Annotated in this window: 20 protein-coding genes and 2 pseudogenes; 9 read left to right on the top strand and 13 right to left on the bottom strand. The window is 71.8% G+C overall.

Annotated features, from left to right (window positions below; all coding sequences use genetic code 11):
* Positions 1–134 precede the first annotated feature (134 nt).
* Together ACVW19_RS00435 and ACVW19_RS00430 are read left to right on the top strand one after the other, a co-directional pair.
* Positions 135–1,025: an RNA polymerase sigma-70 factor gene (locus ACVW19_RS00435; RefSeq protein WP_457455439.1), complete on the top strand. Its 891-nt coding sequence runs from the start codon at positions 135–137 to the stop codon at positions 1,023–1,025.
* 172 nt (positions 1,026–1,197) lie between these two features.
* Complete coding sequence (locus ACVW19_RS00430; RefSeq protein ID WP_457455438.1) at positions 1,198–1,959, top strand: GntR family transcriptional regulator; 762 nt, start codon at positions 1,198–1,200, stop codon at positions 1,957–1,959.
* Between the two features lie 78 nt (positions 1,960–2,037).
* On the opposite strand, the gene ACVW19_RS00425 is transcribed toward ACVW19_RS00430, so the two are convergent.
* The 3 genes from ACVW19_RS00425 to ACVW19_RS00415 all read right to left on the bottom strand — a co-directional run bounded on the left by ACVW19_RS00425 (position 2,038) and on the right by ACVW19_RS00415 (position 5,152).
* Positions 2,038–3,195 carry an ROK family transcriptional regulator gene (locus tag ACVW19_RS00425; RefSeq protein ID WP_457455436.1) on the bottom strand — a complete coding sequence of 386 codons (1,158 nt, stop codon included), beginning with the start codon at positions 3,193–3,195 and terminating at the stop codon, positions 2,038–2,040.
* A 148-nt stretch (positions 3,196–3,343) separates the two neighbouring features.
* Entirely contained in the window at positions 3,344–4,006 is a 663-nt protein-coding gene (locus ACVW19_RS00420) for a response regulator (RefSeq protein WP_457455434.1), read from the bottom strand.
* A gap of 48 nt (positions 4,007–4,054) precedes the next feature.
* Positions 4,055–5,152 carry a sensor histidine kinase gene (locus ACVW19_RS00415; protein ID WP_457455432.1) on the bottom strand — a complete coding sequence of 366 codons (1,098 nt, stop codon included), beginning with the start codon at positions 5,150–5,152 and terminating at the stop codon, positions 4,055–4,057.
* Positions 5,153–5,178: 26 nt separating this feature from the next.
* Here ACVW19_RS00415 and ACVW19_RS00410 point away from each other — a divergent pair.
* The 3 genes and pseudogenes from ACVW19_RS00410 to ACVW19_RS00400 form a co-directional block, all read left to right on the top strand.
* Positions 5,179–5,391, top strand: a pseudogene (locus ACVW19_RS00410) (ABC transporter permease); the annotation flags it as partial.
* A 600-nt stretch (positions 5,392–5,991) separates the two neighbouring features.
* On the top strand, positions 5,992–7,734 hold the full coding sequence (locus tag ACVW19_RS00405) for a sodium:solute symporter family protein (RefSeq protein ID WP_457456038.1): 1,743 nt from the start codon (positions 5,992–5,994) through the stop codon (positions 7,732–7,734).
* 30 nt (positions 7,735–7,764) lie between these two features.
* Positions 7,765–7,893 carry a putative transporter small subunit gene (locus ACVW19_RS00400; protein ID WP_457455430.1) on the top strand — a complete coding sequence of 43 codons (129 nt, stop codon included), beginning with the start codon at positions 7,765–7,767 and terminating at the stop codon, positions 7,891–7,893.
* Positions 7,894–7,990: 97 nt separating this feature from the next.
* Here ACVW19_RS00400 and purB read toward each other — a convergent pair whose 3' ends face one another.
* Together purB and ACVW19_RS00390 are read right to left on the bottom strand one after the other, a co-directional pair.
* Positions 7,991–9,433 carry an adenylosuccinate lyase gene (gene purB / locus ACVW19_RS00395; RefSeq protein ID WP_457455428.1) on the bottom strand — a complete coding sequence of 481 codons (1,443 nt, stop codon included), beginning with the start codon at positions 9,431–9,433 and terminating at the stop codon, positions 7,991–7,993.
* 431 nt (positions 9,434–9,864) lie between these two features.
* Positions 9,865–10,881, bottom strand: a complete 1,017-nt coding sequence (locus tag ACVW19_RS00390) for a YeiH family protein (protein WP_457455426.1) — start codon at positions 10,879–10,881, stop codon at positions 9,865–9,867.
* A 71-nt stretch (positions 10,882–10,952) separates the two neighbouring features.
* Here ACVW19_RS00390 and ACVW19_RS00385 point away from each other — a divergent pair, with 71 nt between their 5' ends.
* Both ACVW19_RS00385 and ACVW19_RS00380 read left to right on the top strand, forming a co-directional pair.
* Entirely contained in the window at positions 10,953–11,852 is a 900-nt protein-coding gene (locus ACVW19_RS00385; protein WP_457455424.1) for a LysR family transcriptional regulator, read from the top strand.
* Between the two features lie 175 nt (positions 11,853–12,027).
* Positions 12,028–12,111, top strand: a pseudogene (locus ACVW19_RS00380) (IS5/IS1182 family transposase); the annotation flags it as partial.
* 141 nt (positions 12,112–12,252) lie between these two features.
* On the opposite strand, the gene ACVW19_RS00375 reads toward ACVW19_RS00380, so the two are convergent.
* The 6 genes from ACVW19_RS00375 to ACVW19_RS00350 form a co-directional block, all read right to left on the bottom strand.
* On the bottom strand, positions 12,253–13,029 hold the full coding sequence (locus ACVW19_RS00375) for an SGNH/GDSL hydrolase family protein (RefSeq protein WP_457455422.1): 777 nt from the start codon (positions 13,027–13,029) through the stop codon (positions 12,253–12,255).
* A gap of 97 nt (positions 13,030–13,126) precedes the next feature.
* The gene (locus tag ACVW19_RS00370; protein ID WP_457455420.1) at positions 13,127–14,140 is read right to left on the bottom strand and encodes a hemolysin family protein; all 1,014 of its coding nucleotides are present in this window, start codon (positions 14,138–14,140) and stop codon (positions 13,127–13,129) included.
* Positions 14,137–15,591, bottom strand: a complete 1,455-nt coding sequence (locus tag ACVW19_RS00365; protein WP_457455419.1) for a hemolysin family protein — start codon at positions 15,589–15,591, stop codon at positions 14,137–14,139. Before ACVW19_RS00365 ends, ACVW19_RS00370 begins: the two co-directional genes overlap by 4 nt.
* Positions 15,592–15,776: 185 nt before the next feature.
* Positions 15,777–16,244 (bottom strand): GNAT family N-acetyltransferase, encoded by a 468-nt coding sequence (locus ACVW19_RS00360; protein ID WP_457455417.1) that lies wholly within the window; start codon positions 16,242–16,244, stop codon positions 15,777–15,779.
* An 80-nt stretch (positions 16,245–16,324) separates the two neighbouring features.
* Positions 16,325–18,892 (bottom strand): ABC transporter permease, encoded by a 2,568-nt coding sequence (locus ACVW19_RS00355; RefSeq protein ID WP_457455416.1) that lies wholly within the window; start codon positions 18,890–18,892, stop codon positions 16,325–16,327.
* Between the two features lie 4 nt (positions 18,893–18,896).
* Positions 18,897–19,769, bottom strand: coding sequence for an ABC transporter ATP-binding protein (locus ACVW19_RS00350; protein ID WP_457455414.1), 873 nt, complete (start codon positions 19,767–19,769; stop codon positions 18,897–18,899).
* A 282-nt stretch (positions 19,770–20,051) separates the two neighbouring features.
* On the opposite strand from ACVW19_RS00350, the gene ACVW19_RS00345 reads away from it, so the two are divergent.
* Both ACVW19_RS00345 and ACVW19_RS00340 read left to right on the top strand, forming a co-directional pair.
* Positions 20,052–20,330, top strand: a complete 279-nt coding sequence (locus tag ACVW19_RS00345; RefSeq protein WP_457455412.1) for a toxin-antitoxin system HicB family antitoxin — start codon at positions 20,052–20,054, stop codon at positions 20,328–20,330.
* A gap of 4 nt (positions 20,331–20,334) precedes the next feature.
* On the top strand, positions 20,335–20,709 hold the full coding sequence (locus ACVW19_RS00340) for a fic family toxin-antitoxin system, toxin component (protein ID WP_109380762.1): 375 nt from the start codon (positions 20,335–20,337) through the stop codon (positions 20,707–20,709).
* Here ACVW19_RS00340 and ACVW19_RS00335 read toward each other — a convergent pair whose 3' ends face one another.
* Positions 20,710–21,414: a class I SAM-dependent methyltransferase gene (locus tag ACVW19_RS00335; RefSeq protein ID WP_457455410.1), complete on the bottom strand. Its 705-nt coding sequence runs from the start codon at positions 21,412–21,414 to the stop codon at positions 20,710–20,712.
* Between the two features lie 133 nt (positions 21,415–21,547).
* Entirely contained in the window at positions 21,548–22,279 is a 732-nt protein-coding gene (bioD, locus tag ACVW19_RS00330) for a dethiobiotin synthase (RefSeq protein WP_457455408.1), read from the bottom strand.

Here is a 22,279-nt window from a genome sequence, read left to right as displayed (position 1 = left end):
CGCCTGACGCCGTAGACAGCTTGTCAGCAATTACTACCGACGGGTAGCCCTCGGTGGCCAGAACAGGGTTCCGGCTCCGCGACGCGCCCTGATCCGCCTGGACACGGACCGTACGGGTCGGTTGGGATGGAGAGGTGAGCACCGACACCGTGACCGATGCCTTCGAAGAGCACCGTCCCGTCCTCCAGGGGGTCGCCTACCGCATGCTCGGCCGGGTGGCCGACGCCGAGGACGTGGTTCAGGAGGCGTGGCTGCGCTGGGCGGGCGGGGACCGGTCCGATGTCCGCGAGCCGCGCGCCTACCTGGTGCGTGTCACCACCCGCCTCGCCATCGACCGGCTGCGTCAGATCAAGGCGCGGGGCGAGACGTACGTCGGCCCGTGGCTGCCCGAGCCCTGTGCCACCGATTTCGGCGACACCGCCCCGGACACCGCCGAGCAGGCGGTGCTCGCCGACTCGGTCTCGCTCGCCGTCCTGGTCGTCATGGAGTCCCTGTCCCCGCTGGAGCGCGCGGTGTTCGTCCTGCGCGAGGCGTTCGGCTACCCCTACACCGACATCGCCGCCATGCTCGACCGCGGCGAACCTGCGGTGCGCCAGCTCGCCACGCGGGCCCGCAAGCACGTCGAGGACCGGCGTCCGCGCTACGACGTCGACCCCGTCCGGCGCCGCGAACTGACCGAGCGGTTCCTGGCGGCGGCGGCCGGCGGTGATCTGGAGGAACTCCTGGAACTGCTCGCCCCCGACGTGCGTCTCGTCGGCGACAGCGGCGGCAAGGTCCCCGCCACGCTGCGCGTCCTGGAGACCGCCGACAAGGTGGGCCGCTTCGTGCTCGGCGTCGCCCGCAAGAGCCTCCGGGGCGACTTCTCGGCCCGCTTCCTGGAACTCAACGGGGGCCCCGCGGCACTGCTCCTCGCCGGCGGCACGCCCGACTCCGTCGTCCAGCTGGATGTCGCCGACGGGCGCGTCCAGGCGGTCTACATCATCCGCAACCCCGACAAACTGCGTTCGCTGGTGTCGGCCCGGTAGGGGTTCGGCCACCCGGCAACGGGGTCCGCGTCGTCCGGCGTGGCCCCCCTCGTTATGTCCGATTGGTATTGACCAAGGGTGGAGGCCGCCATATGGTCGCAGATAAGTGAAACAACCTTTAATAAACAAGGGCGCGAAAACGCCACCGGACCTGACGATCGCGGAGGACAGGGTGGGGACCACGCAGTTGGACACGGTGCCGGAACCGAAGTACTGGCACCTCAGGACCGTGCTCAGCGAGGCGCTGGACTCGGAGTTCTCCGTAGGCGAGATCCTGCCCAACGAGCGCGACCTCGCCGCCCGCTTCGGCGTGGCCCGTGCCACGCTGCGCCAGGCACTGGAGCAGCTGGAACTGGAAGGCAGGCTGGAGCGCCGCCGCGGTGTGGGCACCACCGTCGCCCCGCCGCGCATGGGTGTGGCCGTCGGTACGGCGCGGCAGGCCTGGCCGGGCGGGCCCGACGACGCCTGGCAGACCCTGGACTGCGCGCTCGAGGCGCCGCCCGCGGCCGTCGCCGAGGCCCTGGTGACCGGCCGGGACGAGCCCGTGCACACCGTTCGGCGGTCCCGAGTGTCCGAGGGCCGGCCCGTCGCCGCCGAACTGCTCCACGTCCCCGCGGCCTCGGTGCCCGGCCTCTCCGCCATCGACGCCCCCTCCGGGGCGGCACGCGCGCGTGCGGTACTGCGGGAACTGCGCCACCTGGAGCTCGAGCGGCACGAGAACGCGGTGGAGCTCGGCTCCGCCCGCGCGGACGAGGCCAGGGAGCTGGACCGCCTGCCGGGCGCGCCCGTCCTCGTCGTCACCACCCGCTTCATCGCCCGGGGCCGGGTCTCCGCGCTCTCCGTGGCCACCTACCGCGCGGACACCTGTCGGCTGACCTTCGGCGACTCCGGAGGCGTGGAGATCGACCACGGCCCCGAACGCCGCGCTTCCTGAGCACAGCGCTTCCCGGACGTTTTGGGCGCGGGGCGGGGCCGGCAGGCGAGACCCGTGGCGGGGCCGCCCGCCCGCCGCCTACCGGCGGGCCGTCACCGTGCCTTCCACGGCGAAGAGTTGCTCTTCCACATGGTCCAGAGCGAGCCGCACCGCGCCCGTCGCCACCGCCGCCTCCCCGAGACGGGACAGAGCGACCTTCGGCGGACGCAGGCAGTAGCGGGCCAGTTCACGCCGCAGCGGCTCCAGGACCCCGTCCAGCCCCGCCGCCCAGCCGCCGATCACGACGAGTTCCGGGTCGAGGGCCAGCACCAGCGCCGCCACGTCGTGGACCAGCCGCTGGATGAAACGGTCCATGGCCGCGAGGGCCCGCTTGTCGCCCTCGCGGGCCTGGGCGAAGACCTCGGCCACCGCCTGCTCGTCGAGCGGGTGCAGCGGCTCGTCCGTGGTGGACAGCAGCTTCTCGGGGGTCGCCCCGCGGCCCAGCAGATGCAGCGCCCCGATCTCGCCGGCTGCCCCGCCGTACCCCCGGTGCAGCCGCCCCCCGATCAGTGAACCGGCGCCGGGACTCAGCCCGGCCAGCACGAACACCACGTCGTCGGTCCCGGTGGCGACGCCCTTCCAGTGTTCGGCCACGACCGCCGCGTTGGCATCGTTCTCGACCAGCACCGGGCACGTGAAGGACCGGCTCAGCCGCTCGCCCAGCCCCAGCCCCGTCCACCCGGGCAGCGCCGTGCCCAGCCGTACCGTGCCGTCCGCCTCGACGATCCCGGGCGTACCCACGCCCACGGCCCGCAGCGAGTCGCGCGGCACCCCGGCCCGGCGCAGCAACTCGGCGACGGCGGCGCGCAGCCGCTCCAACCGCCCGTCGGCGTCGACCCGCTCGCCGACCTCCTTGGCCTGGGCGCCGATCACCCGGCCGTCCAGATCGGCCAGCAGTGCGGCCACCCGGTGCGGCCCGATCTCCAGGCCCAGGAGATGCCCGGCCTCGGCCCGGAACCGGAACCTCCGGGCCGGCCGCCCCTGCCGCCGCGTCGCCCCCTCCTCGGCCGCCGCCTCCACGACGAGACCCGCCGCGATCAGGCCCTCCACGACGCCCTCGACGGTGGGCCGTGACAACCCCGTCACCCTGGTGACCTCGGTCAGCGTCGCGCAGTCCGTGGCCCGCAACGCGTGCAGCACCACCGCGGAGTTGATCCTCCGCAACAGCGAGGGATCCCCGCCGGTCAGCCGACTCACCGTCCGTCCTCCCAGCTCGTGCGCGTGTGGGGCGGATCGTACTCGGCACGACCGCCCCCGGCGACCGACCGGGCGCGATACCCGACCCAGAACCGGAACCCGCCGCTCCCCGGCCCGACTTCGGTGGACCGACCTGCGCACACCCGGCTCACCCGAGCCCCACGAACCCCGACTCGTACGCCACGATCACCGCCTGCGTACGGTCCCGCGCCCCCAACTTCGCCAGCACGGCGCTCACATGCGACTTCACCGTCTCCACCCCCACCACCAGCCGACCGGCGATCTCCGCGTTCGACAGACCCCGCGCCATCAGCCGCAGCACCTCCGCCTCCCGCCCGGTCAGTCCCGCCCGGTCCAGCACGGCCCGTGCCGCACGGTTGCCGCCGCTCTCGCCGTACTCCGCGGCCAACTGCCGGGCCGACGCGGGGAACAGCAGCGACTCGCCCTCGGCGACCAGCCGCACCGCGTGCACGATCTCGGCGGGCCGCGCCCGCTTCAGTAAGAACCCGTCGGCACCCACGCGCAGCGCCTCGTACACGTACTCGTCCTGCTCGAACGTCGTCACCACGATGATCTTCGGCGGGTCCTCGACCGTCCGCAGCACGGCGCGGGTGGCCTCGATGCCGTCCATGAGCGGCATGCGCACGTCCATGGCGACCACATCCGGACGCAGTTGCCGAACCAGCGGAATCACCGCCGCCCCGTCGGCCGCCTCCCCGACCACCTCGATGTCCGGCTGAGCCTCCAACACGGCCCGCAGGCCCGCGCGTACGAGGGGTTCGTCGTCGACGAGCAGAACGGTGATCGGCATCCGGTCAGCCTAGATCAGCACGCCCCTGTGCAGCCCGCACGCCCCTGTTCAGCCCAGCGGCAGCTCGACCCGAACCCGCCAGTCGCCCTCGTCCGGGCCGGTCCGTGCCCGGCCGCCCAACAGCGCGGCGCGCTCGTGCATGCCGCGCAGCCCGCTGCCGCGGCCGGGGCCCGGTACCGCCTCGGCCAGCGGATTGCGGACCTCCAGCAGCAGTGTGCCGTCGGCGACGCACATCCTCGCCCGCACCGGAACCGGCCCCGCGTGCCGCAGCGCGTTGGTCAGGGCCTCCTGGAGGATGCGGTACCCCTCGCGCGAGACCGGACCCGGCACGGTGTCCAGGGGGCCGGTCACCTCGGCGTCGAGCTTCATCCCGGAGGCACGGGCGGACTCCAGCAGACGGTCGGCGTCCACGAGCGTCGGCAGGCTGCTCACGGGTCTCTCCGGCTCGCGCAGGATGCCGAGGACCCGGTCCAGGTCCTCCAGGGCGGTCCGGCCGGTCTCCTCGATGGCCTCCAGCGCCCGGCCGGTGAAGGCGGGGTCACCCGCGGCCCGCGCGGCGCCGGCCTGGACCACGGCGATCGTCAGGGCGTGACCGATGGAGTCGTGCAGCTCGCGCGCGATGCGGGTGCGCTCCAGGAGCTGTTCGGTCCTGGCCTCCAGGGCGGCCAGGCGTTCGGCGGGGGAGGGGCCGAGCAGACGGCGCGCGGCGGCGGTGACCAGCTTGCCGAGCCCCACCATCAGCGGCCCCGCCGCGAGCAGAGGGAGCGGCACCAGCAGGGCGTAGGCCCAGTGCGGCTGCGCATCCTCCAGAAAGGGCAATTCCTCGGGCATGTGTCCCGTGGCGCTCTCACCCAAGAGGTACGCCAGATAGAACGGCCAGACCGTGGCGTACCCCACCAGCCCCATCAGAACCATCCGCACCGCCAACCACAGCACGGTCCGCAGCCGGTCCTGCCACGTGGCCGACGGCTTCTGGGAGATCCCCGGCTCCCGTTCGCCGGGCGTCAGCATCAACTGGGCCTGCGCACCCTCGACTTTGCGCACCGAGGGAATCAGACCCAGCGGGAGCAGCACGAGCGCGGGCGCCCACGGCGCATCCGGGGAGATGAATATCCATATGCTGAACGGCAGCCAGGGCACCCACATGTGCAGCAGGCGCGAGTACGTCTCCGTCCCTGCTGATCCCGTTCATCGTCGTGTCCTTCGTGATCGGCGACGCGGCCGGTCCCGTCGTCGACTTCCTGCCCGACCGGGCCGGACAGTTGGTCTTCCAGCAGACCCACGAGGGACCGCTGGGTCCCTGGTCGGGGCTCGCGGTGACCGCGCTGTGGACCGCGGCCGCCCTGCTGGCGGGGATGTGGAGCCTGCGGCGCCGGGACGCCTGACGACCAGTGGGATGACGCGTCGTCAAGCTCCGGCGGCGGGTTCACTGGATCCACGAGCATCGCACAGCACATCGCCGTCACCGACGGGCCGTGCTCCGCCCCTCCCCGGCGGAGCGCGGCCCGTCGGGCGACGGCGATCACGGAGACGCCACCGCCCTGACGCACGACCGGCCGTGCAACCCGCGTCACATATCAGGCAGGCGGTGAGGAAGCCGGTAGCCCGTCGCAGTTGTGACTTGTAAAGAAAGAGCTGCAAAGAGGGTGATGTGATCCCTGTGAAGTTGGACAGAATGAGCATTCAAGTGTAAACATCTGTTATCTGCCTGGCAGGGCTTGAGGGCGGCCAACCGCGAATCTCGGGTATGACCGAAGATCGCCGCCGCCAGTAGAAGTTGTCGCCCTGCGGCTGGTTTGCGGGCCCAAAGGGCCCGCAGTTTTGTGAGCGCCCCCGGCTCGCGCGATGACGCGTCGGGTGGCGGGGATGGAGCACGCTCTGCGCCCACGGCGCGCGGATGTGTTTGGCATGCCCCGAGCGAGTCTTCGGGTGCCGTCGCCGGCGCCGGGCTCCGCGAGACAAAGGAGGTACGTCTGTTGGACGGCATGGAAACGGCCCAGTTCAGCGCCGTGATTGTCGTTGGCCTACTGGTCCTCTTCTACGGGGGGACCTTTCTCATCTCGACCCGGATCGGCAAGAAGGAAGAGAACGCCGACGGGTACATGACTGCTGGTAACAACATCGGATTCGGCATCTCGGCCGCCAGTATGACGGCGACGTGGATCTGGGCGGCCTCGATGTACGCCTCCGCCACGTCGGGTTACACCTACGGCATCTCGGGCCCCATCCACTACGGGCTCTGGGGCGCCCTGATGATCCTTTTCATCTACCCCTTCGGCAAGCGCATCCGCGCCGTCGCCCCCAAGGCGCACACCCTGGCGGAAGTCATGTACGCCCGCCACGGCCGTTCCAGCCAGCTGATGCTCGCGGGCTCCAATGTCGTCGGCAGCCTCATCAGCCTGATGTCGAACTTCATCGCCGGCGGTGTGCTGATCTCGCTCCTGTCGCCGTTCAACTTCATCCAGGGCGTCCTCTGCGTCGCCGCGGGCGTCCTGCTCTACACCCTGTGGTCCGGGTTCCGCGCCTCCGTCATGACCGACTTCGTGCAGGTCGTGGCGATGCTCGGCGCCGTCGCCGTGATCGTCCCGTTCATCTTCTTCGCGGCCGGCTTCCCGGCGGTCTTCGAGACCGGCGCGGCGAACCTGACCCCGCAGCAGGGGAGCTTCTTCTCCAGCGAGGCCTTCATGGGGCAGGGCGCCCCCTACATCGCCGCGGTGCTGGCCTACGCGATCGGCAACCAGACCATCGCCCAGCGCCTGTTCGCGGTGAAGGAGAGCCTGATCAAGCCCACCTTCATCACCGCGACCATCGGCTACGGCGGCATGGTGATCGGCGTCGGCATGCTCGGCGTGCTCGCCCTCTACCTGGGCTTCGAGCCGACCGGCGGCGACCTGAACAACCTCATCCCCGAGATGGCCGCCACCTATCTGCCGCCCGCGCTGCTGGCCCTCTTCTTCATCATGATCGTCGGCGCGCTGTCCTCCACCGCCGACGCCGACCTCGCCGCCCTCGCGTCGATCACGATGGCCGACATCTACGGCCGGGGCGTGGCCGGCAAGAGGAAGGCCGACCCGAAGACGATGCTGCTGGTCGGCCGGCTCACCATGGTGGTGGCCACCGCACTGGCCGTGACGTTCGCCAGTCTGCGGCTGAGCATCCTCGATCTGCTCGTCTTCGTCGGTGCGCTGTGGGGCGCGCTCGTCTTCCCGGTGCTGGCCAGCTTCTACTGGGAGAAGGTCACCAGCAAGGCGTTCACCACCTCGGTGCTCGCGGCGCTCGCGGTGTTCCTGCCCGTGCGCTTCAGCTGGATCCCCGTGGACGGTGCCTTCGGCATCGTCGTGGACGTGCTGGCCGTCCTCGGCATCGGTGTCGTGCTCGGCCTGATGGTGTTCGGCTTCCTGGGCCTCAAGGCGGCGAAGACCACCGCTGTGCTGGCCGTGCTGGTCTCCGCGCCGTTCGCGATCGGATCCCTGCACGAGTACGCGACGCTGTGCGGTTCGCTCGTCGCCTACTCGGTGAGCACCGTCATCTGCTGGGCCATGTCCGCGCGCCAGGGGAAGAGCTTCGACTTCTCCGTCATCGCGGAACGCACCGGCAACTTCGACGACGGGGGCGCCGCGGCGGTCGCCGGCGGGAACGGTGAGGGGCCCGGTGTCCCGATCCCGGCGCCGGCCCCCTCGGGTGCACCGGGCACACGCGTGCCCGAGCCCGTCGCACACACCAAGTAAGTCACACCGAGCAAGTCAAGAGGAGGCACAGTGACCGCCGCCCTGAGCGTCTACGTCCTGATGTGGCCCGTCGTCGTGGCCGTCATCCTGTTCGTGATCAGCCGTGGGTTCTTCCGGGAGTGGGCCGACGCCCGCCGCAACGGCCGTGACATGATCTGACCTCCGGTCGCGCGCGAGCCGCGTCCTTCGGCACCCCGACGGGGTGCCGAAGGACGCGGCTCGCGTGTCCCGGGCCCGCAGCCCTGGACCGGGCGGGTCAGAGGATCGCCCCCGGGGTGTAACCGGCGGCCTCCGGGTGCTGCTTGACGAGGTCGTCGACACGGCCGACGACGGCGGCGACCTGGGCGCTCGCCGCGCCCGTGAAGGACAGCTTGTCCGCCATCAGCGCGTCGAGTTCGGACCGGTCGAGCGGGAGACGCTCGTCGGCCGCGAGCTTGTCCAGCAGGTCGTTGCGCTCGGCGCCCTGCTCACGCATCGCGAGGGCCGTCGCGACGGCGTTCTCCTTGATCGCCTCGTGCGCGACCTCGCGGCCGACCCCCGCGCGCACCGCGCCCATCAGCACCTTGGTGGTGGCCAGGAACGGCAGGTAGCGGTCCAGCTCCCGGGCGACGACCGCCGGGAACGCGCCGAACTCGTCGAGCACCGTCAGGAACGTCTCCAGCAGACCGTCGAGCGCGAAGAACGCGTCGGGGAGCGCCACCCGGCGCACCACCGAGCAGGACACGTCGCCCTCGTTCCACTGGTCACCCGCCAGCTCCCCGGTCATCGAGGCGTAGCCGCGCAGGATCACCATCAGGCCGTTGACGCGCTCGCAGGAGCGGGTGTTCATCTTGTGCGGCATGGCGGACGAACCGACCTGGCCCGGCTTGAACCCCTCGGTGACCAGCTCGTGCCCGGCCATCAGCCGGATCGTCTTCGCCAGTGACGACGGCGCCGCCGCCAGCTGCACCAGCGCGGTCACCACCTCGTAGTCCAGCGACCGCGGGTAGACCTGACCGACCGAGGTGAACGCCTCCGCGAAACCCAGGTGGCCGGCGGTCCGCCGCTCCAGTTCCTCGAGCTTCGCCGCGTCGCCGCCCAGCAGGTCCAGCATGTCCTGCGCCGTACCGACAGGGCCCTTGACGCCCCGCAGCGGGTAACGGCCCAGCAGCTCCTCCAGCCGGCCGTACGCGACGAGGAGCTCGTCGGCGGCGGTGGCGAACCGCTTGCCGAGGGTGGTGGCCTGCGCCGCCACGTTGTGCGAACGGCCGGCCATGACCAGCTCGCCGTACTCACCGGCCAGCCTGCCGAGCCGGGCCAGCACCGCCACCGTACGGTCGCGCATCAGCTCCAGCGAGAGCCGGATCTGCAACTGCTCGACGTTCTCGGTCAGGTCGCGGGAGGTCATCCCCTTGTGCACGTGCTCGTGCCCGGCGAGGTCGTTGAACTCCTCGATCCGTGCCTTCACGTCATGCCGGGTGACCTTCTCGCGCTCGGCGACGGAGTCCAGGTCGACCTGGTCGAGGACACGCTCGTAGTCGGCGATCGCCGCGTCCGGCACTTCGATGCCGAGGTCCTTCTGGGCCCGCAGCACGGCGAGCCAGAGCTGCCGCTCCAGCCTCACCTTCTGTTCGGGCGACCAGAGCGTGGCGAGCTCGGCGGAGGCGTAACGTCCGGCGAGGACGTTCGGGATACGGGGCTTGGCGGGCGCAGCAGTCACGTGTACGGAGTTTACCCGGCGTCCAAGGAGACACCGAACCGTCCGCGCAGTCCGGAAAGCCCAGGTCGGACGCCTTCCGGCCTGGGCTCTCCACCGGTTCCGTGAGATGTGTGTGAGACGACGGAGGCCCGCCGGAGCACCTTCCGTTCCGGCGGAGGACGCTGATCGCGAGGTTGCGCGGGGCGGGCCGCCGGTGTCGATGACGTACCAGCCGCGCAGCCCCCGCCCGCACCCGCTGATCCAGGGGGAAGCCGGTCGGCCGCAGCACCAGCCAGGTCCACACCACGCGTCGTGTCCGGGCCCATGTGTGCACATGGGCCCGGAATGTCGCATCTTTTCGGCGCCGGCCTTTCCGGATGCCAGCCGGGGCCGGAGCGGAGGCGGCTCACGGGTCTTCCGGCTCTGTTGTCATAGCCGACCGGCATGAGTTTCTAGCCGAGCAGCCGCAGCATCGCGAATGCGGTGAGTCCCACGAGCAGGGTGGACAGCAGACCGAGCAGCAGCGCCCGGGGCCCGGTGCGCAGCAGGGCGCCGATCCGAACCGAGCACCCCAGTCCGAACAGCGCGCCCGCCAGCAGCAGTGTGGTGACGGTTCGCGATGCGTCGAGCACCGGTTCGGGCAGCACGCCCAGCGTACGCACCGCGACCATGGCCAGGAAACCCAGCACGAACAGCGGGACCAGGGGCGGGCGCCGGTCCCGCCGGGGCGGCGCGTTGCGCCGTTCCGCCAGGCTCACCCCGGCCACCATGGGCGCGAGCAGCACCACCCGGCTGAGCTTCACCACCGCGGCGGTGGCCACCGCCGCGGCTCCTGCCGGCGACGCGGCCGCGACGACCTGGGCTACCTCGTGAACGGACAGCCCCGCCCACGCGCCCTGTTCGACGCCGGTCAGTCCGAGGAGCGGCCCGCACAGCGGCACGGCCACGATCGCCAGTCCGCCGTACACGGTCACGAGTGCGATCGCCGTGGCGACGTCTTCGTCCTCACGGCGCACCACGCTCTCCATCGCCGCGATCGCCGAGGCCCCGCATATGGAGAACCCGGTGGCCACCAACACCGCGAGGCCGCGCGACACACCGAGCAGCCTGCCGAGGCCGAGCGTGCCGAGGAAGCCGATCGCCACGGTGAGCGCGACCGCGAGCACGGTGCCTGTGCCCAGGTCGAGCACGTGGTCGACGGCCAGTTGCAGGCCGAGCAGCACCACGCCTGCGCGCAGCAGCCCGCGGGTGGCCCACTGCAGGCCGGGACGCATCGCGGCGGGCAGCACCGGGAGGTTTCCGACACCGGCGCCGAGTACGACAGCCGCGGTCAGCGCACTGAGCCCGGGCAGGAGCAGGGTGACCGCGTATGCCGCGCCGGTGCCTGCGACGGCGCAGGTCAGACCGGGTAGCAGTCTGTGTGCGGCAGATGCCGGTGAGGTCGCGGTCGTCCCGCCGGGGTTCGTCATGATCCCCACCGTCGGCGATGCCCCGGATCGGCGGTAGCCGCGCACTCGGCATGACGTCATACCCTGTGGCTATGAGTGCGGTACCCGATCTGGAGTCCTTGCGACTGCTCGTGCTGATCGGTGAGCGGGGCAGTCTGGGCAAGGCGGCGGCCGAGCTGGGGATGGCCCAGCCCTCGGCGAGCAAGCGTCTGTCCACGTTGGAACGGCGGCTCGGCCTCACCCTTGTCGACCGGACCCCGCGTGGTTCCGCGCTCACCCCGGCGGGCCGGGTCGTGTGGGGGTGGGCACAGCGGGTGCTCGAGGAACTGGACGGCTTGCTGACCGGGGTCGAGGCTCTGCGCAGCGAGCGCGACGCCAAGCTGCGGGTGGGCGCGAGCATGACCATCGCCGAGCACCTGGTGCCGATGTGGATCGGCGAACTGCGCCGGTTTGAGCCGGAGCTCTACGTCGGCCTGCAGGTGACCAACTCGGAGCGGGTGGGAGAGCTGGTGCGTGACGGAGAGATCGATATCGGGTTCGTCGAGTCGCCGAACGCGCCTGCCGGGTTGTCCACCCGCAGGGTCGCGGCGGACCGGCTGCTGGTCGTGGTCGCCCCGGCTCATCCATGGGCGCGCAGACGGCGTTCACTGACCACGGCGGAGCTGGTGACCGTGCCGTTGGTGGTCAGGGAACGGGGATCGGGCACCAGGGAGACCCTGGAACGCGCGCTTCGCCGCGCCGGGGCGGGCGAGGTCATGCCGCTGGTCGAACTCGGGTCGGCGGCCGCGGTCCGGGGCGCGGTGATCGCCGGTACCGGTCCCGCCGTGATGAGCGAGCTCGCCGTGGCCGCGGACCTCGCCGAGGGCAGACTGATCGAGGTGGCGGTGGCCGGGCTGGACCTGCGCCGGATGCTGCGCGCGGTGTGGCCGGCGGGGCGCAAGCTCGTCGGCCCTGCCGCCTCCTTGCTCGCCACCGCGACCAGGGGCCGGTGAGACACGCTGAGCGCCGGTGCGGTCCGGTCGCCGGCGCAGGGGCTCCGCCCGGAAGAGAACCTGACCCGGCGTCCGTTGGGGCGTGTGCCGGCATCGTTCCCGCAGTGAAGCGGAGAAAATCACAGAAGCCGGCTCCCGAATGCCGGGCTGCCGAGGCGGATCAGGAGGTCGGTGCCTCCTGCGGAAACTCCGCTGCAGCACCGACCGCGTCACCGACATCGTGAAGACCGTTCTCGTTCTTCACCACGCGTCGGCGTGAGGTTGGAAAGCGCTCAGTCTGCTGGCGATTCGTGCAGGCCAGCGCCACGGGGTGATGCGGAGGAAGCCACGAGGCGAACCGCGGGGAACGGTGAGTGCCCCCGGTACCCCCGATGTCCTCAGGCCTTCGGTGCCCTCGGTGTCACCGGTCGGAGTACGGCAGCAGTTCGGGGCGCTTCGGCGGCAGGCCGTCGCCCGAGGAGCGGCCGGTGAGGCGGCGGCCGATCCACGGAAGCAGGTGCTGCCGTGCGAACCGGGCGTCCGCCACCCGGCGCGCCGGCCAGCTCGGCGGCAACGCGGCCTCCGGGGGCAACTGCCACTCGGGGTCCTCGGGCGGATACCCCAGCGTCTGCCACACCGCCTCGGCGACCCGGCGGTGCCCGTCGGCGGTCAGGTGCAGCCGGTCCACGTCCCACAGCCGCGGGTCGCCGAGCGAGGGTGCCCCGTACAGGTCGACGACCAGGGCGCCGTGCCGTTCGGCGAGCTCGTCGACGCAGGCGAACAGCGCCTCCATGCGAGGGCGGAAACGCTCCTGCACGGGCCCCTGGCGGGCCGGGCTGCGCATCAGTACCAGTTGCCCGCAGTGCGGGGCCAGCCGCTCCACCGCCTCGGTCAGCAGATCCCGTACCAGGCCCATGTCGCACTTGGGCCGCAAGGTGTCGTTGAGCCCGCCGACCAGGGTGACCACGTCGGCCCGCATGGCCGCCGCCGTGTCCACCTGTTCCTCGACGATCTGCCGGATCAGCTTGCCGCGCACCGCGAGGTTGGCGTACCGGAACCCGGGCGTGACGGCCGCCATCCGCGCGGCGAGGACATCGGCCCAGCCCCGGTACGTGCCGTCGGACAGCAGGTCCGACATGCCCTCGGTGAAGGAGTCGCCGACCGCGACCAGGCTGGTGTGAGTGGGGTTCGTCTGCATGGCGACAGAGATGATATCCCGTGCACATACCCGCCGGTCGGTCGGTGTCCCGCCCCGTTCCACGGTCCGTCGGGGCGGTCCGCCCGGCCCCTCCCGCTCAGGCCCGCTGTCCGAACAGCTCCTGCAGTACGTCCTCCATCGTCACCAGCCCGGCCAGCCGCCCGTCCGCCCCGAGGACGGCCGCCAGATGCGTACGGCTGCCCCGCATGGCGGTGAGGACGTCGTCCATCGTCGTGTTCTCCCGCACCCGGGCGATGGGGCGCATGTCCCGCAGCAGGAACGGCATGTCGCGCGGTGAGGCGTCCAGGGCGTCCTTCACATGCAGATAGCCGACGATCCGCCGTCCCTCGTCCACCACCGGGAAACGGGAGTACCCGGACTGTGCCGACAGCTCCTCCAGTCCCTCCGGGGTGACGCCCACGCGTGCGTAGACCACGCTCTCCAGCGGCAGCGCCACGTCCCGCACCGGTCGGCGGCCCAGCTCCAGCGCGTCGTTCAGACGCTCCTGCGCGCGGTCGTCGATCAGGCCCGCCTCGCCGGAGTCCTTCACCATCTGCGCCAGCTCCGCGTCGGAGAAGGACGCCACGACCTCGTCGCGCACCTCGACCCGCAGCAGCCTCAGCAGCGTGTTGGCGAAGGTGTTGACCGTGAAGATCACCGGGCGCAGCCCCCGGGACAGCGCCACCAGCGGCGGACCCAGTACCAGCGCACTGCGCACCGGCTCCGCGAGCGCGATGTTCTTCGGCACCATCTCGCCGAGCAGCATGTGCAGATACGTCGCGAGCGCCAGAGCGATCACGAAGGACACCGCGTGGCCCGCGCCCTGAGGCACGCCCACCGCGTGGAACACCGGCTCCAGCAGATGTGCGATGGCGGGTTCGGCGACCACGCCGAGGACCAGGGTGCACAGCGTGATGCCGAGCTGCGCCGCCGCCATCAGCGCGGACACGTGCTCGAGGCCCCACAGCACGCTCCTGGCGCGCCGCTCACCCTGTTCGGCGTACGGCTCGATCTGGCTGCGGCGCACCGAGATCAGCGCGAACTCGGCGCCCACGAAGAAGGCGTTGACGACCAGCGTCGCCAGACCGATCAGCAGCTGTACGACCGTCATCGCCGTGCCCCCTTCTCGCGCGCCTTGCCGTTAGACCGGCCGCTCACCCGGCCGTCCGGCGCGCCGGCAGCCTTCTTGTCGTCCTTGCCGATCTTGTCGGCCTTGCCGTCCTCACCGTCCGCCCTCCCGTCCGGCGGGCGCGGGTCGGCGAGTGGCGCGTGCAGCAGGACGCGCGCCGCGCGGCGGCCGCTCGCGTCCAGGACCTTCATCCGCCAGCCGACGACCTCGAGGGTGTCGCCGACGGTGGGGATCCGGCCCAGCTCGGTGGCGACCAGCCCGGCCAGGGTTTCGTACGGCCCGTCCGGCGCGCGCAGGCCGACCCGCGCGAGCTGGTCCACGCGCGCGGAGCCGTCGGCCGAGAACAGGGCGTGGCCCTCCTCGTCCGAACCGGTCTGGGCCAGGTCGGGCGTCTCGTGCGGATCGTGCTCGTCGCGGACCTCGCCGACGACCTCCTCGACGATGTCCTCCAGCGTGGCCACGCCCGCCGTACCGCCGTACTCGTCGATCACCACGGCCATGGTGCGCCCCCCGGAGAGCCGGTCCAGCAGCCGGTCGACGGTGAGCGACTCCGGGACCAGCAGCGGCTCACGCATCATCTCCGACACGGGGACCCGGGCCCGGCGCTCGGCCGGCACCGTCAGCACGTCCTTGATGTGCGCGGTCCCGACCACCGAGTCGAGGGTGCCGCGGTACACCGGGAACCGGGACAGCCCGGTCGCCCGGGTCGCGTTCGCCACGTCCTCGCAGGTCGCCTGGACCTCCAGTGCGACGACCTGCACGCGGGGGGTCATCACGTTCTCCGCGCTGAGGTCGGCGAGGTTCAGGGTGCGGACGAACAGCTCCGCGGTGTCGGCCTCCAGGGCACCCTGCTTGGCGGAGTGCCGGGCGAGAGCCGCCAGTTCCTGGGGGCCGCGCGCGGACGCAAGCTCCTCGGCGGGTTCCACACCGAAGCGGCGCACGATGCGGTTGGCCGTGTTGTTGAGGTGCGTGATGAAGGGGCGGAAGGCGGCGCTGAACCAGCGCTGCGCGTTGCCCACGTTCTTGGCGACGGCCAGCGGAGACGAGATCGCCCAGTTCTTGGGCACCAGTTCGCCGACCACCATCAGGAAGACGGTCGACAGAGCCGTGCCGATCACCAGCGCCAGGGAGCTCGCCACCGAGGCGGAGACACCGATGTCCCTCAACGGGCCGGAGATCAGCGCGGCGATCGACGGTTCGGAGAGCATACCGACCACCAGGTTGGTGACCGTGATGCCGAGCTGTGCCCCGGAGAGCTGGAAGGTCAGGTTCCGTACGGCCTTGAGCGCGCCGGCGGCGCCCCGCTCGCCGCGCTCGACCGCCCGTTCCAGCTCCGCCCGCTCGACCGTGGTGAGGGAGAACTCGGCCGCGACGAACGCGCCGCAGGCGAGGGAGAGCAGGATCGCCACCAGGAGAAGGAGCACTTCTGTCATCGGGCCGCCCCCGTCCCGTGGCCGGGCGGGAAGTGGACTACCGCGCGACGTCGCGTACGGCTCTGTCGGGGACCGCGTTGTCGCGTACTACTGGGAGGCTCGCCCATGGGCGGACGCACACAACCTTTCATGAATGACCGAGTGACCCTCCTAGCGTAAAGGGTCAGCAAAGGTGTCCCGCGGGGTCACCCGATGTCCGCCGTCATACCCGGTCCCTGCCTCCGGCCGTTTTCCTGGAGCGGTTTGACCCAGCGCCGCCAGCGTTCCTCCGGCGCGTATCCGGCGGCGTCCCACGCGCGGTGGGCGGTCTCGTTGCGCTGCAGCACCATCGCGTCCGCGCGGCGCCCGCCGAGCCGCGCGAACCGTTCCTCGGCGGCGGCCAGCAACGCGGACCCTATGCCCTGCCTGCGGTGGTCCGGATGCACCGCGAGCCGGTACAGATGGCAGCGCCAGCCGTCGAAGCCCGCGATCACGGTGCCGACCGGCTCCGTGCCCTTCTCGGCGAGGATCAGCGCCTCGGGGTCGCGCGCGACCAGCCGCTCCACGCCGGCCCGGTCGTCGCTGATGCTCGTACCTTCGGCGGCGGTCTTCCAGAAGGCCAGTACGGTGTCCAGGTCCTCGGGCGTCGCGGCCCGTATGCGCAGCTCGGTCATATGCCGATCCCAGCACGCGGCGCCGCCCGCGACACGGAATTCCACGATCCGGACGCCCGGCACGAAAGTCCCCCCGCGTGTCACTCGTGCGCGATCGCCTCCAGGACGTTCATCCGCGACGCGCGGAGGGCGGGCAGCAGCGCCGCGGCGACGCCGATCACCGCCGCACCGATGACGACCGCCACGATCGTGCCCCAGGGGATCGCGAGCGCGGTCATGCCCTGCAGTGCCAGCACCTGATGCATGCAGACGCCCCACACCAGCCCCAGCACGAGGCCCAGCACCGCGCCGAACACCGCGATCACCATCGACTCCAGCCGGATCATGCGCCGCAGCTGCCGCCGGGCCAGTCCGATGGCCCGCAGCAGCCCGATCTCCCGGGTGCGCTCCACCACCGACAGCGCCAGGGTGTTGACCACGCCGAGCACCGCGATGATGATCGCCAGCCCCAGGAGGGCGTAGACGAGGTACAGCAGGACCGCGATCTGGTCGTGCACCAAGTCCTTGTAGTCGGCCTGGTCACGTGCTTGGACCTGCGGATACGGGGCGAGAGTGGTCTCCAGCCGGTGACGGAGTTCATCCGCGCTCGTGCCGTCGGCGGCGTTCACGTACAGCGCGGAGTCCTGCCCGCCGGGCACGTACTTCTCGACCGCCGCGATACCGAGGAACAGTCCGCCCTGCACGCCGAAGCCCTCGCCGTTCTCCATGTCGGTGAGGGCGCCCACGGTCAGCTCGGTGCGCTGCCTGCCCGGGAACTCGACAGGGATCGTGCTGCCCGTCCGGACGCCGTGGTCCGCGGCGAATCCGGCGTCCATGGCGATACCGCGGTCGGCCAGTGCCGCCGCCGTGTCGCCGCTCGCGTAGGTGAGCCGGGCGACGTCGTCGATCCGGTGGTCGTACCCGGCGGCGGTCGTCTCGATCCTCTCCCCGTCCGGCAGCCGCACCGCCACCGGCGCGAACCGCTGCCGTACGACGACGCCCACGCCCTCCGTGTGCCGCACCTTGTCGGTGACCTCCTGGGAGAACGGCTGGAAGTTGGCGTTCTGGACGACGAAGTCGGCGCCCAGCGTCCTGTCGATCTGCTCGTCGAAGGACCGGGACATGGAGGTGCCGGCCACCGACATGCCGCCGACCAGGGCGATTCCCACCATCAGCGCGGCGGCGGTGGCACCCGTACGGCGGGGATTGCGCAGGGCGTTGCGCTGGCTCATCCTCCCGACCGGTCCGAACAGGGCGGGGAAGGCCCCGCCCAGCACCCGGATCACCGGCCGCACCAGCAACGGACCGGCGACGACGGCCGCGATCAGGGTCAGCACGACACCCAGCCCCAGCAGGGACGCCGCCGACCTCGTTTCGGCGGAGACGGCGCAGCCCGCCAGAGCGGCCGCGCCGAGCGCCCCGACGACGGAACCCACCACCGCGCGGGTCCGCAACGGCCGGCCCACCCCGGCGACCTCGGCGTCGGCGAGGGCGGCCATCGGGGACACCTCTGCCGCGCGGCGGGCCGGAAGGTACGCCGCCACGAAGGTGACCCCGACCCCGACCACATACGCCGTGACGGGCGTGTCCCACCCGATGACCATCTCCGCGGTGTTCAGGTTCATGCCGAAGACGCTCATCAGCCGGATCAGCCCGTGGGCGAGCCCGATACCGGCCGCCATGCCCAGCGTCGAGCCGAACAGGCCGAGCAGCACCGCCTCGGTGAGCACCGACCGGCGCACCTGGCGCCGGTCGGCGCCGATCGCCCGCAGCAGCCCGAGTTCGCGGGTGCGCTGCGCGATCAGCATCGAGAAAGTGTTGACGATCAGGAAGGTGCCGACGAGCACGGCGATTCCGGCGAAGCCGAGCATCACGTACTTGATCACGGAGAGAAACTGGCCCAGCTCGTCGGTGGCCGTCGCGGCCTGTTCGTCGGCCGTCTCCACCCGGTAGGTGCCGGCGCCGAGCGCCTCGGTGACACGGCGGTCGACCTCCTCGGCGGTCGTGCCCGGCCCCGCCTCGACGGCGATGCTCGTGGCCCGGTCCGCCGAGCCCAGCAGTTCGACGGCGGCGACCTCGGGATCGAGGAAGACGAGGGCCGAGCCCGGGTTGGGGGTGGTGAAGGCGGCGATCCCCACGATCTCGACGCGGAAGGTGCCCGGCTGAGCCTGCACCGACAGGGTGTCGCCGATCGCCAGGTCCTCGGCGTCGGCGGTGTCCGCGTCCAGCACGGCCTCTCCGGCACCGCGCGGGGCGCGTCCGGAGGCCAGCTCCACGACGCTGTGTTCGTCGGCGTACCAGGTCACCGCGCGCGCCGGTGCGCCGCTCGTCGGTCCCACCGGCGCGTTGTCGCTGTCGACGACCGTGACGTTCCCGGCCCTGACGACCGGGCGGGCGGACTCGATCCCCTCGATCCCGGCCAGCCGCTCGGCGAGCGAGGCCGGCACGGTCCGGATCTGGCCGGTGGGCACAGCCGCTTTCAGGTCGTCCGGGGGCGACACGGTCACGTCGGCGGAGGTGGAGGCGAAGAGCCGGTCGAAGGTGCGGGCGACGGTGTCGGAGAAGATCAGGCTGCCCGCGACGAACGCCACGGACAGGACGACGGCCAGCGCGGACAGCAGCAGCCGCCCCTTGTGCGAGAGGAAACTCCTGAGCGTCGCCTTCAGCACGGTCTCAGCCCTTGCCGGGGACCGACTCGTCGGACCGCACGGCCCCGTCGCCGACGAGGCCGGAGGCGAGGCCGGGAGCGGGGCCGCCGTCGTCGCTCTGGGCGCGGAGCACGTCGAACCGCTTCATCCGCTCCAGCACCGCCTCCGCCGTGGGCCGCCGCATCTCGTCGACGATCCGGCCGTCCGCCAGGAACAGCACCAGATCGGAGTGGGAGGCGGCGCCCGGGTCGTGCGTGACCATCACCACGGTCTGGTTCAGCCGGTCGACGGCCTCGCGCAGGAAGCCGAGCACCTCCAGACCGGCGCGCGAGTCGAGGTTGCCGGTCGGCTCGTCCGCGAAGATCAGCTCGGGCCGGGAGGCCAGCGCCCGCGCACAGGCCACGCGCTGCTGCTGGCCGCCGGAGAGCTGGGCCGGCCGGTGCTTCAGCCGGTTCCGCAGGCCGAGTGTGTCGATGACCTGGTCCAGCCACTTCTCGTCGGGCTTCTGGCCCGCGATGTCCATCGGGAGGGTGATGTTCTCCAGCGCGTTCAGAGTCGGGATGAGATTGAACGACTGGAACATGAACCCGACCCGGTCCCGGCGCAGACGGGTCAGCTCACGGTCCTTCAATCCGGTGATCTCGGTGTCGCCGAGCCACACCTGTCCGGCCGAAACGGTGTCGAGTCCGGCCAGACAGTGCATCAGTGTCGACTTCCCGGACCCCGAGGGCCCCATCACCGCGGTGAACCGGCCGCGCGCGATGGCCACGTCCACCGCGTCCAGGGCGAGCACGGTCGTCTCGCCGGATCCGTACGCCTTGGTCAGGCCGCGCGCGCGGGCCGCGATTCCGTCCGCCGACGCGAGGCCGGGGGAGTGCTCCGCAGCAGGTGTGGACAAGGCCGCCTCCTCCGTCTGGAGATACAGAGATGTAGAGGTGTGGAGGTGTGGAGGTGTAGAGGTGTAGAGGTGTGGAGATATGAATATGCCGATATATGGGCAGGTGGGGATCTGCTCATGCGGGCGTCGGGCCGCGCCGAGGTGCCTGCCGCGCCCGAGGCTAGTGTGACCCGCTCCACACCAAATATCCCCCGCAGGTGCAAAACCGCCCCATATCGCTGTAAGGGGCACGCTCCATGGCGGCACTTGCCGGTGCTAGCACCTCGGCGCTAGCTTCAAGACATGGCGAAGACCCAGCTGAACGTACGCGTGGACGAGGGCACCGCCCGAGCGGCGCGGGAGCGCGCACTGGCCCGCGGGATGAGCGTGAACCGCTACATCGAGGAACTGGTCCGGCAGGACGCCGGTGAGGTCGGCCACACCTTCGTGGAGGCCGCCGCCGACTTCATGAAGCAGTACGAGAGCGTCTTCGCCGAGGAGTTCGACGGGGCGTCGCCCGCGCGGGCGACGCCGAGAGCGGGGGAGAAGAACCCCGAGGGCCCGCACGAAGGTCACCGCTGATCCCTTGGACGGTCTGCGCATCGACCTCGCCTGGCTGCTGATGCTCGCCGAACAGCAGACTCCGGGGGACCCCCAGGTCACCGACTGGGGAGCCCTCGTCGCCGCCGTCGCCCGTCACGAGGCCGAGATATTCGACGTCCCCGTCTACGGCAGCCCGCAGGCCCGTGCCGCCGCGCTGCTCCAGCTGCTGCTCCACGTGCCCGCGCTGGAGCGCTCCAACGCCCTGTTCGCCTCCGCCGTCGCGTATGCCTATCTCGTCGCCAGCGGTCTGAAGGTCGTCACCTCACCGGAGCAGGTGCGCGATCTGGCCCGGCTGGTCAAGAACGGTGAGGCGTCCGTGGACGACATCGCCGCCGAGCTGCGCCGCTGGAGCGAGTGATCAGCTCCGGCCGGTCGGCGCACCGGACACCGCATCGGTCGCCGGCCGCCACGCGGTGCCCAGCACGCAGTACGACGTCGGCAGCTTCGGGCCGCGCTCCGGCATCAGCGTCCTTTGGTACGGGCCGAGTTCGAACCCCGCCTCCCGCAACGCGCCCACCGGGTCGCGCGCCACATGGCAGCCACCGGCGAGCGGCGGCCACACCGTCCGGTCCAGGGCACGCTGGGTGAGGCGCATGACCCGGCCGCCGCCCCGGCCGTGTTCGAAGAACCGCACCTCGCCGCCCGGCCGCAGCACCCGCCGGAGTTCCGCGAGCGCCCGCGGCAGGTCCCGCACACTGCACAGCACCAGGGAGACCACCGCCGCGTCGAACGCCTCGCTCTTGACCGGCAGCGCCTCCGCCGCACCCGGCGCGACATCCACCGGGACGCGGGCGCGCAGGGCGGCCTCCACGGCCAGCCGGCGCAGCACCCGTTCCGGCTCGATGGCGACGACCTCCGAGACGGTGCCCGGATAGTGCGCGAAGTTGAGGCCGTTGCCGGCACCGACCTCGATCACCCGGCCCGACAGCCCGCCGAGCAGCCTCCGGCGCACCGCGGCCATGCCCCCGCGGGTCTCCGCGGTGACACTGAGCCGGGCGTAGCAGCGGGCGAACAACGGATGGTGGACGGGATCCCGCACCACCTTCGCGGAGCCGGCGGACATGGGGCACCTCCCTGCCGTGAGGAAACCGAGAAGCCGGGGCCGGGGGCCGGGGGCCGAGGACTGTGCCCCCGGACCGGCCTTACCGCGATTCTCCCCCGCGAAGACACCTCGCATCCCTCGACCGGGGGCTCCGCTACGTCCTCCGCCCCCGGCGCGCCTCCCGCACCTGGAACGCCTCCGCGTCCCAGGTGCCGTCCAGCCGGGGTGCCAGCCAGTGCGGTGCCGAGGCCCGGAAGCCGGCCGGGGCGAGGGCGGCCGCCCCGGCCGGCACCGCGCCCAGCAGCGGGACCCCCGTCACGTCCGGCAGGTCCTGCAGGTTGCAGCGCGAGGCCAGATCGGGCTCGGCGGGCCAGCTGCCGATCACCACACCCGCCGGGGCGAGCCCGCGCGAGCGCAGGTGGCAGGCCGTCAGCTCCGCGACGTTCAGGGTGCCCAGGCCCGCCGACACCACCACCAGCACCGGCGCCGCCAGCAGTGCCGCCGCGTCCGCGAGCGTCCCGCCGGCCGCGTCGAACCGTACGAGCAGTCCGCCGGCGCCCTCCACCAGCACCAGGTCGTGCTCGGTGGCCAGCTTGGCGGCCGCCTCGGCCACGTCGTGCGGATGCACCGGCGCCCGGCCGGCCCGGCGGGCGGCGGTGGCGGGCGCCAACGGGTCCGGGTACCGGGCGATCTCGGTGGCCGCGACGGCGCCGGCGAGCCGTGTGATCTCCTCGGCGTCTCCTGGTTCGTCCGGCGCCACACCCGTCTGCGCCGCCTTCAGCACGGCCACCGACCGGCCCGCCGCCAGCGCTGTCGCGGCGACCGCCGCCGTCACCACCGTCTTGCCGACCTCGGTGCCCGTGCCCGTGATCACCAGTACCGGCAT

The sequence above is a fragment of the Streptomyces sp. TE5632 genome (genome assembly GCF_054061295.1).
The sequence above is the reverse complement of the archived record's forward strand: the minus strand, read 5'-3'. Positions and strand labels throughout refer to the sequence as shown.